Origin of the sequence: Lachnoanaerobaculum sp. OBRC5-5 (assembly GCF_000296385.1) — a bacterium.
In the GTDB taxonomy this organism is placed as follows: Bacteria; Bacillota; Clostridia; order Lachnospirales; family Lachnospiraceae; genus Lachnoanaerobaculum.
In genome coordinates this window covers 592,348-609,583 of record NZ_JH815185.1, presented here as the reverse complement: position 1 = coordinate 609,583, position 17,236 = coordinate 592,348, and the positions used below count along the sequence as shown (strand labels likewise).

The following is a 17,236-nucleotide window of genomic DNA, read 5'->3' as shown; positions in this document are numbered from 1 at the left end:
TCCAGAATAGTATATACTATCAAAAAATTATTTTCAAGGCTGATGATTTTATTGGAAAAACCAAAATGAGGGCTCTGCCCTCATTTATGATACGGTTCATTATTTCTGATTCTATATGCTCTATATATTTGTTCCAGTAAAATAACTCTCATCAGCTGATGCGGAAAAGTCATCTCTGAAAAGCTCAAGCTTTCATCAGCTCTGTCAAGCACGGTTTTATGAAGTCCTAAAGAGCCTCCTATAACAAATGCCAGATTTCCTTTTGATAGAATATCATATTTTTCCATTCTCTTAGAAAAATCTTCTGAAGAATATTTCTTACCGTCTATTGCAAGCGCAACAACATAGCTGTTTGTAAGTTTTGATAAAATCCTTTCGGCTTCAACTTCCTTGATTTTTTCTTCTTCAAGTAAACTTGCATTAGCAGGAGTTTTCTCATCCTTTAATTCTATTATGTTCAGCTTTGCATATCTTGAAAGTCTTTTTGAGTATTCGTCTATAGCATCTTTGAAAAACTTTTCTTTAATACTTCCGACAACTACAATATTTATATTCATACACTATTCCTTAAAGTAATATCCGACACCCCATTTGGTATGAATATACTTAGGCTCACTTGGGTTCGGTTCAATCTTTTCTCTAAGCCTTCTCACATGTACATCAACAGTTCTTACATCACCGGCTTCATGTAACTTATTTCCCCAAACAATATTTAAAAGTTTCTCTCTGGAATATACTTTATCAGGATTTTGTGTAAGAAGCTCAAGTATATCAAATTCCTTTGCCGTAAGATTAAGCTCCTTATCCTTTTCAAATACTCTTCTGCTGTCAAGATCAAGCTTAAGATCAGAAACTTCGATAATTCTCTCGTTTTTTTGTGCAGCCTTAGCCTTCTTTGAATTTCTTCTTATAATCGCCTTTATTCTTGCCTTAACCTCAAGTATATTAAAAGGTTTTGTAATATAATCATCTGCTCCGTATTCAAGCCCGAGAATCTTATCCATATCTGTTCCCTTGGCAGTCAACATGATAATCGGCATCTCGGAAAACTCTCTGATAGCCTGACAAACTTCCATGCCGTCCATTTCAGGTAACATAACATCCAAAAGCACTATATCATATTCTTTTTCTTTAGCCATCTTTAAAGCTTCACTTCCGTCATAGGCTACATCCACCTCATAACCGTCCTGCTCCAGGCTGAACTTTATTCCTTTGACTATTAATTTTTCATCATCTACAACAAGTGCTTTATTCATTATTTACTCCTAATTTATACAAATCTTATCTTTAATCTTATTAAATGCCGCTTCTTTTATTCCCGATATATTCATTATATCTTCAATATTTGAAAAAGATTTAGAGTTTCTGTATTTTATTATAGCTTCAGCTTTTCTCTCTCCGATACCGGGTAAAGTCATCAGTTCTTCCTTAGAAGCTTTATTGATATTTACAAGTGAACTGCTGTTTATGGCATCTTCAGCCTGTATCGGCTTTAGATCTTTAGCCTCGTCCTGACTCGGGATTATTATATGTTCACCCGGTTCAAGCTTTTTTGCCAGGTTTACATAATCCCTGCATGCATTTTCACTGAAGCCTCCGGCCATCTCAACAGCTTCCTTTATTATAGAGCCCTTTTTTAGGGTGTATACATCAGGTTTATTTACACAGCCGGAAATAAAAATATCAATATATTCTTCTGCAGTTACGGCTTCGGATATACTTTCTTTGGTTACACTCTCTGAAATAACTTCTTCGACCTCGGTTTCAGTATTTTTCCCAAACTCTATACCTGAATCTTCTTTACAAGATGTTAATAAAATCGTTAAAAACATTATTAAAAAAATCTTTTTCATAGCTTTCTCCTTAAGAAAGCCTTGTAAGTATAATTATATTCTAGCAAATAAAATGTTAAAAACAAGTATCTAAAATATTAAGTATTTAATACAGTATCCTTTTTAACGCCGCAATTACAAGATGTTGGGCCAATACAGATGTGGTCACAGCCCCTACACCCTTTGGAACAGGTGTTGCCATAGCTGCATTTTTTACATTTTCAAGGTCTACATCTCCGCAAAGTTTTCCTTCAAAGAAGTTTATACCTACATCGATTACAACAGCATCTTCACCTATATAATCGTCATTTATCATCTTAGCTCTGCCGATTGCTACTATTAAAATGTCTGCATTTTTACATACATTCTTTAAATCAGCTGTTTTTGAATGACAAAGTGTTACTGTGGCATTTTTTTGAATTGCAAGCATAGCTACCGGCTTACCGATTACCATACTTCTTCCAATTACTACTACATTTTTTTCCTCAAGCTCTATATTATTGCTTTCAAGGATTTTTATTACCGCCTTTGCGGTACATGGAGCAAAACCGCTTTCATCTCCCGCAAAAACCTTTGCTATATTTTTATATGAAATACCGTCCAAATCTTTTCTCTCATCCAGTACCTCTATAACCTTCTTCTCGTCTATATGCTTTGGCAAAGGTCTGAAAAGCAAAATTCCGTCAATTTCATCATCTTCATTTATCTTCTTAAACTCATCTATAAAATCATCCGATGAAATATTTTCATCAAATTCAAAAACTTTTGTTTTTAATGAAAGAGACTCCATTTTTTTTACAGCGCCTTTTTCATATGAAATATCTGCAGGATTTGAGCCTATTCTGACTATTCCGAGAGTAGGAATATATCCCTTAAGCTCTGAAAGCATTCCTGAAATTTCATCTTTTATTTTCTTGGCCGTATCTGCTCCATATAATAAAATCACAAAAGCACCTCCAAAACTTTCCTGTATATGATATCCGCCTTATTCATAGTGTTTTCAAGTATTTCACTTGCTTCATCCATAAGATCTTGAGCTTTCTCTCTGTTCTTCATATACTTTACATTTATCACTACATTCATCATAGCACCGCATACCGCACTTCTAAGCATACTTACAGCTACGCCTGCATCCGATACGGCAAGCTTTGAGCCCTTCTTTGCAAGAAAATCAACAGCAACAAGCATACTGTAAGCCTCTTTCATAATATAAAGCGGAACCATGGCCGCATCAAAAAGAAGTTTTTCCATATTTTCTTCATGCATTTTCTTTTCCTCATCATTTTGAGGTTTAAAGCTGTATGCCTGTGAAAGAGGATAGAAAACTTCGGCATCCTTATCTGAAAGCTTTATAAAGCTCTCCATATGCTTATTCATATTTTCCAATATTTTTTTTATATCATCTTCCACTGATATATAGCTCTTCTTACCTACTGTAAGATTACATACCATACTTGAAAGAGCCGCCGACAGTGCGCCTGCAACGGCACTTGCACCTCCGCCTCCCGGTACAGGAGCCTTAGAGCCAAGTTCCTTTATATATTCATCTATATTATATCCGGCTGTATTCACTATGACCATCCTTTCCATACTTCAGGTGCATAACCTATAGTTGCTTCCTTACCGTTTCTTACTATCGGAAGTTTTAGAACCTGCTGATTTTCTAAAATCTTAGGTATTTTATCTTCCTCGGAAAGGTATTTTATCAAAGTAAGAGTTTCACTGTCCTTGCATTTTTCATCAAGCATATTTTCAAATCCGCCTACCACCTGCATTACTGAAGTAAACTCCCCCTTTGATAGGCCCTTTTCCTTCATATCCACAAGCTGAAACTTAATATTTCTTTCCTTGAAAAATCTGACAGCCTTCTTTGTGTCTGAAGACTTATTAGTCCCAAATATCTGTATATTCATATTTTCTCCAAAACATGCCTTTTTAAAATAAAGGCCCTTATTTGGGCCTTGTTTTTATTTTCTTCTTGTTTAACCATAGAATCAATCCTATATAAAGAGCATAGAAAACTCTAAGTCTTCCTTTAAAAGATATATCCACCTCTATGATCTCATCATAAAACATAGGTACAATCTTAAAATCATCTTTGTAAAGCGGATAGAATATCGCAACCGCCTCAAGCACCTGTCCTGTTGTAGACGGATCGTCAAAACCGAATTTAAAAAATCCCACTATTCTTTTCGGCAATATATGTACCAAAAGATTTTTGGTCTTTTCAAGCATCAGTAAAAGAGTTTTCTTATTTTCCTCTTCTGTAAGTAAGTAATGAATATCCTTTGCCTTATTTATAAGCTTATCAGGTTTACTTTCTTTCTTAGCAGAGCTTTTCTTTTTCTTAGGCTTATTTTTCTTCTTTTTTGATTGTTTCTTTTCTTGTTTATCCAGCTCTTTTATTTTATTATCGGCTTCTGAATTTTCTTGTTTTCCGGAAATTACATTATCTTTCTTATTATTCTCTACAGTAATATCTACTTTTTTATTTTCATTAACTCTATCCGGCGTTTCTTCAACTTCCGACTTGTAATTTTCTATTCCTTCAATGGAATCAGTCTCTTCTTCGGAATCAGTCTCTTCCTCCTCATCATGATTTGAATATACTTTAAAAAACCAGCCCACCTTACCTATAATATCAAGGCCGTCTTTATATGTAATATTTAAAGATAAAAATTTAAAGAACCATGTCACGCTTAGTGCTATATCAGGTACTTCTTTAAAATATATCTTACCTCTGTATCTTACAGGAATAAAAAGTACCATCAGTATAATCAGTAATGCCAAAGCAATGATTGCAAGTATGACAATACCTATAATTTTCAATGCCGCAAGCAGTACACCGATCATACTTCCTCCATTTTAAAAAAGCTGTAATACTCAAAATCTTTTCTTGTTCTATAGGTATCTTCAACTATATTTGAAATAAGCTCAATTCCCGATTTTTTACCAAGAGCAAGACCCACTATAAGAGCATCAGTCTTTCTGTAATTATTCAAAAATATGGAATTATGCACAAGTGAAAGCTTCTCTTCACCTTCAAGAAATACCACAAGATGCAGTAAAAAACTTGATTTGTTAAATTTCAGCATTCTCATATATTTTCTATAGTCATTTTTTATATCCGGTGAGAGATATATCTTTTTTGAAAATACCATAATCTACCTTGATACCTAAATATCTGTCCCTTTCTTAAGAGAAATGTTCCAAAATGCATTTTCTCAGTAATCCCAGTGCGGAAATAACTGTTTGCTCTCTGACATTGGCTCTGTCACCTGAAAATCTGAACTCCTCGACATGTACCATATCCCTTATACAAACTCCTATATATACAAGTCCTACAGGCTTCTCATTTGTTCCTCCGTCAGGACCTGCAATACCCGTTACAGAGATACTTATATCTGTATCCGCCGCAAGAGCCGCACCGACAGCCATCTCTTTTGCCGTCTGCTCACTTACCGCTCCGTATTTTTTCAGAGTTGATTTATTTACACCGAGAGTCTTTCTCTTTGCCTTATTTGTATATGTAATAAATCCCTCTTTATATACATCAGAAACTCCCGGTACATTTATAAGTCTTCCCGCTAAAAGTCCGCCTGTACATGACTCGGCTGTAGAAATTGTAAGTTCGTTCTTTTCAAGAAGATTTACCACACTCATTTCAAGAGTTATTTTTTCCTTTGTTGAATAAATATATTTCCCGAATCTTCTTTTTATTTCCTTTGAAACAGGCTTTATCAAATTTTTTGCAGCCTCTTCGGTGTCCGCATCGGCTGAGAGAATAATATAAGTTTTAGCATCAAAAGGCTTTATTTCAATTTTAACATCTTCATTATCAATCAAGTCTGAAATAGAAGTTCTTATCTCCGCCTCATTTATTCCAATAAGTTTTATCGTCTTATTTCTGGTAACAGTATCCATTTCCACTCCTTTATAAATGCATATTACTTACTGCTCATTATAACATTCTTATTCTTGATAATATACTCACAAAGAGAAAATATTGTAAGGAAAAGCATCAAGATAATAAAAATATTTGTTACCAAGCTAAGCTTAGGTATATTCAATATAAGTAAAATAACGGTAACCATCTGTACAACTGTTTTTAATTTTCCGGACATAGCTGCCGCAATAACCACGCCGTTGTCGGAAGCAACAAGTCTTATACCGCTTATAATAAACTCTCTTGCTATGACAATAAGCACAATAACGGAGCTTAACTGTCTAAGCTCCACAAAACATATAAGTCCTGAGCATACCAAAACCTTATCTGCAAGCGGGTCCATGAACTTTCCGAAATCTGTAATCAGATTATATTTTCTTGCAATCATACCGTCCAAAGTATCTGTAAGCGCCGCAACAGCGAATATAATAAGCGCAATTATTCTGAACTTATAATCTTCTCCACCTTTAAATAAAAGGCTTGCCACAAAAAAAGGTATAAGCAGTACTCTCAAAACCGTCAATTTATTCGGCAAATTCATAGTGCATCTCCTATCAAATCATACTCGGATGAACCTGTTATGATTACATCACAAAAATCTCCGGTCATAAAGTCTCTATCCGTATTTACAAAAACATATCCGTCCACACCCGGAACATCCATATATGTTCTTCCGATATATACATTTTCCTCAGGAAGTCTACCCTCTATAAGTACCTTAAATGTCTTTCCTACCATTTTTTCAAGATTCTTTTCGGAGATTTCCTGCTGCACTCTCATTATTCGATCTCTTCTGGCCTCTTTTTCTTCTTCCTCGATTTGGTTTTCAAAGCCTGCCGCAACCGTGCCTTCTTCTTCACTGTATGTGAAAACACCGAGTCTTTCAAACTTCATCTTCTTGATAAAATCAATTACAGTCTCAAGATCTTCTTCAGTCTCACCCGGGAATCCTGAGATTATTGTCGTTCTAAGTGCAATACCCGGTATATTCTTTCTAAGCTTGCCTATAATATTTATAAGATCGTCATGTGAAGTTCTTCTGGCCATTCTTCTGAGTATATTGTCTGAAGCATGCTGTATCGGGATATCCAAATATTTGCAAACCTTATCTTCATTTGCAATAACTTCTATAAGCTCATCTGTAATTTCCTCCGGATAACAATAAAGTATTCTTATCCACTCTATGCCTTCCACCTTTGCAAGCTCCTTTAAAAGCTTAGGTAAACTCTTTTCACCGTAAAGGTCTACACCGTAAAGTGTAGTCTCCTGAGCTACCAAAATCAGCTCCTTTATTCCCTGTGCCGCCAAATCCTTCGCCTGAGCAATTAAATCATCTATCGGATAGCTTCTGTAATTACCACGTAATGAGGGAATAATACAGTATGTACAGTTTTTATTGCAGCCTTCGGCAATCTTTAAATATGCATAGTATCCGCCTGTGGAATTTTTTCTCTTATTTGAAATGGAAGGCAGTCTGTCAAGGTCAAGGAATTCATTTTTTATCTCTCCACCAAGTACATCCTCCACAGTTTCAACAATCTTATCAAAACTTGATGTTCCAAGAAGAGCATCTACCTCAGGGATTTCTTTTATAATCTCATCCTTATATCTTTGAGCCAGGCAGCCTGTAACTATCAACGCCTTAAGAGCACCTTCTTCTTTTAATCTTGCCGCTTCCAAAATGGCATTAATACTTTCTTCTTTTGCGGACTGTATAAAGCCGCAGGTATTAATAATCATTATCTCCGCTTCTTCATCAATATCCGTGTATTCAAATCCTTTTTCATTCATCAGACCCAGCATCATCTCTGAATCCACTGTATTTTTGTCACATCCAAGTGACACCATAGACATTTTCATATAAACCTTTCAATATAAATCCTAATATTAATAAAAAGCCATCATGAAAATGATGGCAAATCAAAATGATTCTTAAGCTTCGTTATTAGGATCATCATTTGTTATTCTGACCTTCTGCTCAAACAGCTCTTCAACTGCAATAGAAAGAGGTTTCTTTCCGTCAGCCTTTACCTCAGGTATTTCACCGTCAATAATCTGTCTTGCTCTCTTTGCACTTGCAATTACAATTGAGTATCTGCTCTGTACTACAGGTGCCTCACCCGGATCTACATCCGCATTTGCAACATTAATAAGTTCGCTATATGATGGGTGTAACATTTATTCTTCCTCCATAAAAATCCTGTTTAAATCTTCTTTTATCTTCTCAATAAAATCTGTATTATTCGACTTTATTTCTCCACGGTGTGAAATGATCTGATTGAGCTCTTTTACAGCTCTTTCCAAATCATCATTTACAACAACGTAATCGTACTTGCTCATGCAATCAGCTTCTTTCGTTGCCTGACGCAATCTCGCTTTTATATCCTTCTCACACTCGGTTCCCCTGCCTACAAGCCTGTCTCTAAGTGTATGAGCATCCGGCGGTGTTACAAAGATAAGCATTGCATCAGGATACTTTTCCTTTACCTTTAGGGCACCCTGTACTTCTATTTCCAGAATAACATTCTTTCCGCTCTTTCTTTGCTCCAGCACATAATCTCTTGGTGTACCGTAGTAATTATTACAAAATGATGCGTACTCTATCAACTCATCATTTTCTATAAGTTTTTCAAAATCTTCTTTGCTTTTAAAAAAATATTCTCTTCCTTCTACCTCTCCTGTTCTTGGAGCTCTTGTTGTAGCAGAGACAGACAATGCATACTCATCATATTCTGACAGCAGCTTTTTCATCAAAGTACCTTTACCCGAGCCTGAAAAACCTGATACAACAACCAAAATTCCGTCAGCCATAATTCCTCTATTCTATGTTTTGAATTTGTTCCCTTATTTTTTCTATTTCAGTTTTTAATATTATAGCATAATTTGCTATATTTAAATCAGTTGATTTTGAAAGAATTGTATTTGCTTCTCTGTTCATTTCCTGAGCAAGGAAATCCAGCTTTCTTCCTATTCCCACATCCAGTTTCATTTCATCAGACATAGCTTTTATGTGGCTTATAAGTCTTACAACCTCTTCATCCACACATATCTTATCTGCAAAGAGTGTTACCTCTGTAGCAATTCTGTTCTCTTCTATACCGGATCCATTTAAAAGTTCATTCACTTTTAAATACAGCTTATTTTTATATTCATCCAAAACTGCAGGATATCTTTCCTTTATATCTTCCGTTGTAGATGATAAAAGCTCAAGCTTTAAACTTATATCTTCAAACAGCTTCTTCCCTTCCGCTTCTCTGGTATCGTAAAAAGATTTACAAGCATATTCCAGTACTTTAAATAAAATCGCCTTTATCTCTTCTTCATCAAGCTTAGGCTCGTCAATACTTATTACATCAGGAAGATTTAAAAGATGTGAAACCTTCAAATCATCAACTATTTTATACTCTTTACAAAGTTCCAAACCTATATCCAAATATTTTTTTACAATGTTTTTATTCAGATATACTCCGTTTGCTTTGTCCTTGAAATCCAGATAATTGATAAAAAGGTCCACTTTACCCCTTGAAACATATTTTTTTACAATATTTCTTATCTCGGCTTCAAATGGGAAAAATCTCCTGGGCATTTTTATGTTTAAATCCAGATATCTGTGGTTTACTGACTTAATCTCTATAGATAATTTATAATCACCTGTTATTTCTTCGGCTCTTCCAAAGCCTGTCATACTCTTTATCAATGTTTTATCTCCATTCAGGTTTATGACATATACACTTGATTATACTTATTTCTCTTTTACAAGTCAATAAAGCCTTGAGAATAATTTAAGAAAAACAGCAACTTAAAATTATTGCTGTTTTTCATCACATTATATCTCCACTATCTTAGTTCCATGCGCCGCAACTATATTAGGGAGCTTCTTTATTAATTTATCCAGATTTTTAAAGCTTACACCGCCGCCGGGCATTATATCCACATGGCATTCATTTCCACATTCAATATACGCCTTTAGAGTATCTATATTGTCAAATATATCATTATTTTCATGATAACCATGTGTAAGTATGGTATCTATTCCAAGTTTTGATAATGTCTTTATTGCTTCCAGTCTTTTTTCAAGGGCTTCCTCAGGCTTTAATCCGACACCTATCTGATCAAAAGCCATGTGAAATGTAAAATCCATATCTTTTCTGAAAAACTTAGGTGCACCGACAAGTTCTTTGATAAATTCCTTGTCAAGTTCTCCGTCCTCTTTCAAAGCACCTATTACTGCTCTTTTTATACCCTGTTTTGCCATTTCTTTTAAATCATTGTACATAACGGCCTTTTCAATATTGTTATATACAAAGTTTCCGCCTCTGGCTCTTATCATGACTGCAAGCTCTACATTATTTGAATCACAAAAATACTTGGCATAATCTCTTACTCCGACACTTACCGTAGTTCCTCCTACAGCCAAATTGTCACAAAGCTCAATTCTTTTTACACCGGCATTTACCACTTCCTTCAAATAAGTAATATTTTCAATACAAGCCTCTAAAATCATATTCTCTCCCTATTTCAATTCTATCTCCACCACAGAATCTCTATCATCCGGAAGTGGATAACAATCACTTGCAGATGTATCAAAGAAGAAGAAAGCATCCTTTGCAAATTCTTTTAAATTCCAGTAATTACTTTGCAATATTTCACTTCCATCTCTTAAAAGACGCATCTTCTTTATTTTACCGACCATATCACATAAAGCTATAGCACCTGCCTGTTCCTCAAAAACATGTGCATATAAAAACTTTCCGTTTTGAGTAAATCTACCCCACTCAGGTTTATTATATTCCGAAATTCCGCATCCGTAAATACTCTTTGAGTTTTCCTTCATCCATTCTCCGACTTTTTCAAGAATTTCCACAGATTCTTTCGGTATTTCGCCATTTGCTTTAGGTCCTACATTTAAAATAAGATTTCCGTTCTTGCTTACACATTCCACAAGCATTCTGATTATAAGCTTGTCCGATTTAAAATGCTTATCATGAGCATGATATCCCCAGTTATTATTCATTGTGATACATGCCTCCCATGGTATTGAGTTGCCTGCTTCATCCACAATTCCTTCAGGCGGTATCATTTGCTCCGGTGATGCAAAATCACCTGCATAAGTACTCGGGTTTAAGGTCTTTATTGTACCTGCATATTCAGCACTGCCCTCAAGTCTGTTATCTGTTATAATATCCGGCTGATACTCTCTTACCATCTCCATAAGTTCCTTTGCCTTCCACTTATCACAGTTCATAGGACCGTAGGAAAAGTCAAACCACATCAGATCAAGCTTTCCGTATCCTGTTACAAGTTCTTTTATCTGAGCATGCATGAAATCAAGATAATTATCAAAATTATGATTATATCCCTTCCATTCCTCATTGTCTCTCATTGGGTGGTGCATATCACCATAGTGTGGATAGTCCTCATGTCTCCAGTCAAGAAGTGAAAAATAAAGACCTACCTTTATACCCTCCGCTCTGAATGCATCCAAAAACTCTCTTACCAAATCTCTGTGACATGCTGCATTCATAGAATTGAAATCACTCACCCTACTGTCATAAAGACAGAATCCGTCATGGTGCTTAGCAGTTAATACCGCATATTTCATACCGGCCTTTTTTGCAAGCCTTGCCCATTCTTTGGGATCATAATTCTCACATGAAAACTCATCCATCAGATAATCATAGTCCTCTTTTTTTATCCTCTCTCTGGAACGCACCCATTCTCCTCTTGCAGGTATTGCATAAAGTCCCCAGTGTATAAACATACCGAATCTGGCATCCCTATACCACTCGGTTCTTTTTGTTCTCTCTTCAATAAGTTTATTCATCACTTCTCCTTTATAAGATTGCTTATCTTTTCTATTAAATTTCCGCTTCCTACCTGATAACCGCTAAAAGCATATACAGCTCTATTGCCCTTACAAAGCGCTACTATAGGCAAAGTCTCATGGTTTACAAAAGTACTTCTTCCGAATGCCTCCTGCAAATCCTCACCGAAATTTGTATGGATATCATTATACAGGCTTTTTTCAAGAAGTTCATTTATTGCACTGTCTTTATTTTCAAATTCATTTGTAAATATAAGATCAAACTTCATATTCTTTAAAAGCTCATCCTTTAATAACAGGTCATTCGCAATATGTTGTGACGGTTCCTCTTCTTCCTCCATCCACATAATAAGCCTTATCTCATCACTGTTATCGGAAATATTTAATCTGTCCTCCAGTTCCCTAGGCAATATAAATGTAGAAAGCATATCATTTATATCAGCCTGCATATATTCCAATTTAACTTCATTTTCAGTATCGGATTCTAAGTTCAATATATTATATTTTGCACATATATTTCCGTTCGGCAATCTGTTTTGAGTCGCCAATACATACTCTCCTGCAGGCAATTCCATATTTTCTTTAATACTGCTCTTATCAAGAGAAATCAGATTATTTTCAAAGCTGTCATACTTTGAGATTGAAAACGATTCTCCAAATCCGCTAAGATCTCCTTCAATATGCAACTTGGACATTTCCGTATTTGTGACCTCTTCCTTAATACAGCAACTGTCTATATACTTTAAAGTATCAAGTATCTTTGAAAGTTCAGATAAAAGTCTGAATTCACCATTTTCATATACATATACATCTGCATTTACAAGCTTGGAAGCTATTCCCATACTTCTTAATACATTAACTGCAAAAATCTTTACAGAAAGTGCATTTGAAATTCTTGTTTCATATACTCCCATAGCTCCTGTAATCGGCTTTTCTCTTGTAAGCCATATTCCTTTAATAAAGTCCAGTAAAGATTCTATATCTGTAAATTTATCTCTGAAAAAATGTCTGCAAACTGTTAGATGTTCAAAGTAAACTCTTGGATTTTGAATATAGTTTAAATATATTTCTCCATTTACATTATAGATATTCTTTGAATCAAAGCAGTCTCTAAGCACTTCAATACTTATATCTCTTTTATCCTTCTCGGAGAGTATATCCCAAAGTTTTTCCATTCCTTCAGATACAGCTTTTTCTCTTACTTTCCCATTTGGAAATTCCTTTATTTTATACTCACTTTCTCTCTTTTTTGGAGATTTCTTTCTGTTTCTTGTACTTGCCTGTGGAACATTAATAAAGATTTCTTTATATTTATTGTACTCAGGCTCAAAATCATATATATCTATATAAAAAGAATTTTTATCCTTAAGGTTTAAAGGTATTATATAGTTCTTATCGATATACATGCTTAGGAAAACATCTCCTATTCCTATATCTGTCTCATACTCTCCATATACATCTGTTTTTGCCTTTATTATAGGCGAAAACATCGAAAAATTCATAAGGCAGATATTGAAATCAAAATTTGAAAGAATTTTGTCTCCGGCATATAAATATATCTTTATATGCTTTGTATCAGCATATCTCTTTGTTTGATTTATCTCATACAGTCCTGCATTAAGTCCCAGATAGTCTTTAGCTTCCTTTTTTATGTTTCCATACAATATATTTTTTACGATCATTGCTCTGGCTGAAGCATCATCAAACCAGCCTTTATCAAGTATTTCTTCAGGTTCACATGCTCCAAGATAATGCCAGTCATTATCCACAAAAACTTCCACCCATGCATGATTGTCATCACAATGAGCCCAAAGCGGTACATAGATTTGTCTTGCAGGTATACCTGCCGCTCTGAATACAGATACCGCGAAAATTGATTCTTCACCGCATCTGCCAAAAGAGGACTCATAAACCGTTATAGGATCCAAGGTCCTTATATCCGTAGTTCTGTAAGTAACATTTTTTCCACAGAAATAATTGAGTTTCAAAACATTTTCCGTTTCGGATTCCCCAAGCATTTCCTTTACAAGCTCATAAAAGAAAGTCCTGTTTGCGACTATTTTTTCACTGCCTATCCTATGGAATAAAACATAGTTTAAAAATATATCTTCATCAAGGTCTTTACATCTTGTATTTCTTAGGTTTACACCTAACTTTGCATAGTCTAAAATCACTTCCTTATCTACATTTGCTATATCCGCATACGGCATATGTAAATATAAAAATGACAAATACTTTTTGAGTTCTTCATCTTCAAAACTTAAAATAAAGTTCTTTATTGAATCTGCAAAAGGATGATTTTTAAGTCTGTCTTCCGTCTCAATAAAATATTCACACATATTTACTCCTTTACAGCACCTGCTGCAAGTCCGCTCTCAACTTTTTCCTGGAATAAAAGATATATTGCCAGAGGTACTGCAACAGTTATAACTATACCTGCCATCATAAGACCGTATTCAGATCCTCTTTCACCGTTGAAATTTAAAAGTCCGAGTGAAATAGGGCGAAGTCTCTTATCATTGATAAATAGAAGCGGGAAAAGTATATTATTCCATGCGCCCATAAAATTGAATATGGAAATAGTTGATATTGCAGGCAATGTAAGAGGTATCATTATCTTAGAATAAATCTGGAAATAATTTGCCCCGTCTATAATAGCCGCCTCTTCCAAAGAACGGTTAACTCCCTTCATAAAGGTTATCATTACCATAATACTGAAAGGAAGATTAAATGCAACATACACCAGTACCAGCGCAAAAATATTATTCTTCAGATTAAACAATCCTATGATATAAGACACCGGAACCAAGATAGTATGCATCGGTACCATCATTCCAAGCATAAATACCAATACCAGCACCTTATTAAGTTTAAAATCAAATCTTGCCAGAGCATATGCAGCCATTGTGGAAATCAAACTTGTTAAAATAACGGTTGAGCCTGATTGTATAACGGAGTTTATAAAGTAAGCACTCATGTTTGCATCTTTCCATGCTATAACATAATTGCTCCACTGCGGATTCTTCGGCAGTGCAAAAGGATCTGAGAATATATCAAGCTTTGTTTTCAAAGAAGAAATAATAGTAAATAACATCGGCATTACAAATATTATTGCCATAATAATCAGGAAAGTATATGCTATTACCTTCATACTTATATTTGATTTTTTCATATCAGTCCACTCTCCTTCCTCTGTTTAATAATGTATTACTTCCAACTGTTCCAACCAAACATATAAGCATAATAATTATACCGATGGCTGAACCTACTCCATAATGGCTGTATTTAAACGCCTCACTTATCATAAGAGTTGTAGGCAGGTTTGTAAGTCCGTTAGGACCTCCGCTTGTCATTGCATACACAAGATCGAATACCTTCACACTTCCTATGATATCCATAACTATACACATAATCAAAGTAGGCTTTAACATCGGAATTGTAACATTAAAAAACATCTGTACAGGATTAGCACCGTCAATAGATGCCGCCTCATATAAGTCTTTCGGAATTACTGTAAGTCCTGCCAAGATTATTACCATATAATAACCTATTCCTGCCCAGACATTTACACCTACTATTGTATTCATTGCAGTTGCTTTATTTACAAGCCAAGGAATGGCAAATTGCTTTAATCCGATATTTGTAAGTAAAGTATTCAGTGCACCTGTAGGCATGAAAACAAAGTACCACATAAGACCTATTGCAGTCATAGGAAAAACTGTCGGTACAAAAAATATTGTTTTAAACAATCTGTATCCTTTAAGCTTTGCATTTACGGCCACAGCCAAAAGAAGCGCTAAGGGCGTGTGTAAAAGCACACTGAATACAACCATTCTCGCCATATTTGAAAGTGAAAGTATAAACTGCTTATTGTGAAATGCGCTTATATAATTATCAAAACCTACAAATGTCAGCTTGGTACCTGCCAGTCCGTCCCACTCTACAAAGGAGAAGTATATTCCTCCGGCTATAGGTATCAGCTGAAATATTGTATATAGGAGTAATGCCGGCAAGATAAATAGAAAAATCGTGAATTTTGCTTTGGTGGTTCTTAACTTTATCATTTTGTCTCCTTAATATTTAAAATAGAGCTGTTTGCTAAATCAAACAGCTCTAATACCTCTAAAAGCTTAGTCTATATTTCGGCTCTAAGCTATTCTTATTTTGCATTATCTATTTCAGCCTGAATCTCGGCAGCTGCTTCCTCTGCACTTGATCCTGTAAACAAGCTCATAATTGAGTTTCTTGTTCTGTCCTGCATAGATGTAAGTTCATCAAAGTCAAATACATCAACTCCGATACCCTCACTTGTAGCACCAAGCTTCATGCTTTCCACAAATAAAGGTGTTACCTTGCTCTCGTCAATATCAACGCCCTCTATAGGCATAATAAACTGTGCTTCTTCCGCGTATTTCTTTGCCGCTTCTTTGCTTGTAAGCATCTTTACAAGTTCAATTGTAAGCTCCAACTCTTTTCCTTCAAGCTTTCCGTTTATCATATATGGGCTGATTACCTGCATATCATAGTTCTTGTATTCCGGCTTCTCTTTAAAATAAGGGAATTTTGCAAGTTTGATATCTTCATTTACAGGTGTCTTCTCAGGATCTGTAAATCTGCCGATCATCCAAGGTCCTGTAACAACCATTGCAGCCTCACCGTTTTGGAAAGCTGTCATCGCCACATCATCCTGCATACCTACAGCATTAGGATCAAATGCCTTAGCATCAATTAAATCCTTGATATACTGAAGTGTCTGTACAACATCAGGGTCTGTCCACTTCTTGCTTCTGTTTCCAAGTTCCTTTGCAGCCTCTGTTCCAAGCCACTTATAGAAAATCTGATCATGTAAATGTCCGCCCATGTAGTTTGAGCTCTCACCTAAAGCTATAGGTGTAACACCGTTTGCATTCAACTTATCTATAGCTGCTAAAAGCTCATCCCATGTCTCAGGGAATTTCTCAACTCCGGCCTCTTTTAATATATCCTCGTGATAATAAACACCTATAAGACCCGATTCCATAGGAATTGCATAAGTTCCCTCTTTACCCGGAACACTGTAGTATGACAATGCTCCCGGTGCAAAGCTCTTACCCCACTCAGGATCCGCCTCAAGGTATGGTGTGACGTCAAGTAAGAATCCGTTATCAATATACTTTTGAAGGTTTGCAACACCCTGTACACGGTAGATATTAGCCATTTTACCTGAAGCCATATCTGTTGATAAGATATTGTTGAATGCGCTCTCATCACCCTGTGAATCGTCAATTATCTCAACTTCAGGATGCTTTGCCTTGAATTCATCTATAATACCGTTGTAAATTTTTACAATATCTGAAGTTCCTGCCATACGGGTAAGCAGTCTTATCTTAACCTTTTCACTTGAATCACTCGAACTGTTTGCGGAATCGGCCGCCTTTTGTGACTCACCGCCTCCGTTTTTTCCCGAACCGCAAGCTGCAAGTGCTCCGATTGAAAGTGCCAATGTCATACCCAGCATCGCAATTTTCTTTAACTTCATAAACTCCTCCTTAAAAACACGATACAAAATTTATGTTTTGATTATAGCAATTCCCGGTCAGGCATCCCATGGAATTTTTATAGATTTCTTGTCATTTTAAATGCCTCCATGTATAA

The 17,236-nt window shown here is 35.5% G+C and carries 20 protein-coding genes; all 20 read right to left on the bottom strand.

The features are described from left to right. Positions 1–80: 80 nt before the first annotated feature. Positions 81–557 carry a 23S rRNA (pseudouridine(1915)-N(3))-methyltransferase RlmH gene (gene rlmH / locus HMPREF1135_RS02800; protein ID WP_007591777.1) on the bottom strand — a complete coding sequence of 159 codons (477 nt, stop codon included), beginning with the start codon at positions 555–557 and terminating at the stop codon, positions 81–83. Between the two features lie 3 nt (positions 558–560). Continuing rightward, a complete protein-coding gene (locus HMPREF1135_RS02795; RefSeq protein ID WP_007591776.1) occupies positions 561–1,256 on the bottom strand; it encodes a response regulator transcription factor in 696 nt (231 codons plus the stop codon). Positions 1,257–1,265: 9 nt separating this feature from the next. After that, positions 1,266–1,853 (bottom strand): helix-hairpin-helix domain-containing protein, encoded by a 588-nt coding sequence (locus HMPREF1135_RS02790; RefSeq protein WP_007591773.1) that lies wholly within the window; start codon positions 1,851–1,853, stop codon positions 1,266–1,268. Positions 1,854–1,938: 85 nt separating this feature from the next. Then, on the bottom strand, positions 1,939–2,778 hold the full coding sequence (locus tag HMPREF1135_RS02785) for a bifunctional 5,10-methylenetetrahydrofolate dehydrogenase/5,10-methenyltetrahydrofolate cyclohydrolase (protein ID WP_007591771.1): 840 nt from the start codon (positions 2,776–2,778) through the stop codon (positions 1,939–1,941). After that, complete coding sequence (locus HMPREF1135_RS02780) at positions 2,775–3,413, bottom strand: cyclodeaminase/cyclohydrolase family protein (protein ID WP_034243324.1); 639 nt, start codon at positions 3,411–3,413, stop codon at positions 2,775–2,777. Before HMPREF1135_RS02780 ends, HMPREF1135_RS02785 begins: the two co-directional genes overlap by 4 nt. Continuing rightward, complete coding sequence (locus HMPREF1135_RS02775) at positions 3,404–3,745, bottom strand: arsenate reductase family protein (RefSeq protein ID WP_007591760.1); 342 nt, start codon at positions 3,743–3,745, stop codon at positions 3,404–3,406. Before HMPREF1135_RS02775 ends, HMPREF1135_RS02780 begins: the two co-directional genes overlap by 10 nt. 37 nt (positions 3,746–3,782) lie before the next feature. Further along, complete coding sequence (locus HMPREF1135_RS02770) at positions 3,783–4,685, bottom strand: hypothetical protein (protein ID WP_007591759.1); 903 nt, start codon at positions 4,683–4,685, stop codon at positions 3,783–3,785. Beyond that, positions 4,682–4,993 carry a hypothetical protein gene (locus tag HMPREF1135_RS02765; protein ID WP_007591758.1) on the bottom strand — a complete coding sequence of 104 codons (312 nt, stop codon included), beginning with the start codon at positions 4,991–4,993 and terminating at the stop codon, positions 4,682–4,684. The genes HMPREF1135_RS02770 and HMPREF1135_RS02765 overlap by 4 nt, the downstream gene beginning before the upstream one ends. Before the next feature lie 34 nt (positions 4,994–5,027). Then, entirely contained in the window at positions 5,028–5,756 is a 729-nt protein-coding gene (locus HMPREF1135_RS02760) for a nicotinamide-nucleotide amidohydrolase family protein (RefSeq protein WP_007591757.1), read from the bottom strand. Between the two features lie 23 nt (positions 5,757–5,779). Continuing rightward, on the bottom strand, positions 5,780–6,319 hold the full coding sequence (gene pgsA, locus HMPREF1135_RS02755) for a CDP-diacylglycerol--glycerol-3-phosphate 3-phosphatidyltransferase (RefSeq protein WP_007591756.1): 540 nt from the start codon (positions 6,317–6,319) through the stop codon (positions 5,780–5,782). Beyond that, on the bottom strand, positions 6,316–7,638 hold the full coding sequence (gene rimO / locus HMPREF1135_RS02750) for a 30S ribosomal protein S12 methylthiotransferase RimO (protein WP_007591754.1): 1,323 nt from the start codon (positions 7,636–7,638) through the stop codon (positions 6,316–6,318). The genes pgsA and rimO overlap by 4 nt, the downstream gene beginning before the upstream one ends. Before the next feature lie 72 nt (positions 7,639–7,710). Continuing rightward, on the bottom strand, positions 7,711–7,956 hold the full coding sequence (rpoZ, locus tag HMPREF1135_RS02745) for a DNA-directed RNA polymerase subunit omega (protein WP_007591751.1): 246 nt from the start codon (positions 7,954–7,956) through the stop codon (positions 7,711–7,713). Beyond that, positions 7,957–8,589, bottom strand: coding sequence for a guanylate kinase (gmk, locus tag HMPREF1135_RS02740; RefSeq protein WP_007591749.1), 633 nt, complete (start codon positions 8,587–8,589; stop codon positions 7,957–7,959). Positions 8,590–8,596: 7 nt separating this feature from the next. Then, positions 8,597–9,475: a YicC/YloC family endoribonuclease gene (locus tag HMPREF1135_RS02735; RefSeq protein ID WP_007591747.1), complete on the bottom strand. Its 879-nt coding sequence runs from the start codon at positions 9,473–9,475 to the stop codon at positions 8,597–8,599. A 129-nt stretch (positions 9,476–9,604) separates the two neighbouring features. After that, positions 9,605–10,282, bottom strand: a complete 678-nt coding sequence (locus HMPREF1135_RS02730) for a copper homeostasis protein CutC (RefSeq protein WP_007591745.1) — start codon at positions 10,280–10,282, stop codon at positions 9,605–9,607. 9 nt (positions 10,283–10,291) lie between these two features. Next, positions 10,292–11,602, bottom strand: coding sequence for an alpha-L-fucosidase (locus tag HMPREF1135_RS02725; protein ID WP_007591736.1), 1,311 nt, complete (start codon positions 11,600–11,602; stop codon positions 10,292–10,294). After that, positions 11,602–13,941, bottom strand: coding sequence for a transglutaminase-like domain-containing protein (locus HMPREF1135_RS02720; protein ID WP_007591735.1), 2,340 nt, complete (start codon positions 13,939–13,941; stop codon positions 11,602–11,604). Before HMPREF1135_RS02720 ends, HMPREF1135_RS02725 begins: the two co-directional genes overlap by 1 nt. A gap of 2 nt (positions 13,942–13,943) precedes the next feature. Further along, the gene (locus tag HMPREF1135_RS02715; protein WP_007591734.1) at positions 13,944–14,774 is read right to left on the bottom strand and encodes a carbohydrate ABC transporter permease; all 831 of its coding nucleotides are present in this window, start codon (positions 14,772–14,774) and stop codon (positions 13,944–13,946) included. Between the two features lies 1 nt (position 14,775). Further along, complete coding sequence (locus tag HMPREF1135_RS02710) at positions 14,776–15,666, bottom strand: carbohydrate ABC transporter permease (protein WP_007591733.1); 891 nt, start codon at positions 15,664–15,666, stop codon at positions 14,776–14,778. 95 nt (positions 15,667–15,761) lie between these two features. Further along, entirely contained in the window at positions 15,762–17,120 is a 1,359-nt protein-coding gene (locus tag HMPREF1135_RS02705) for an ABC transporter substrate-binding protein (protein ID WP_007591732.1), read from the bottom strand. Between the last annotated feature and the right edge of the window lie 116 nt (positions 17,121–17,236).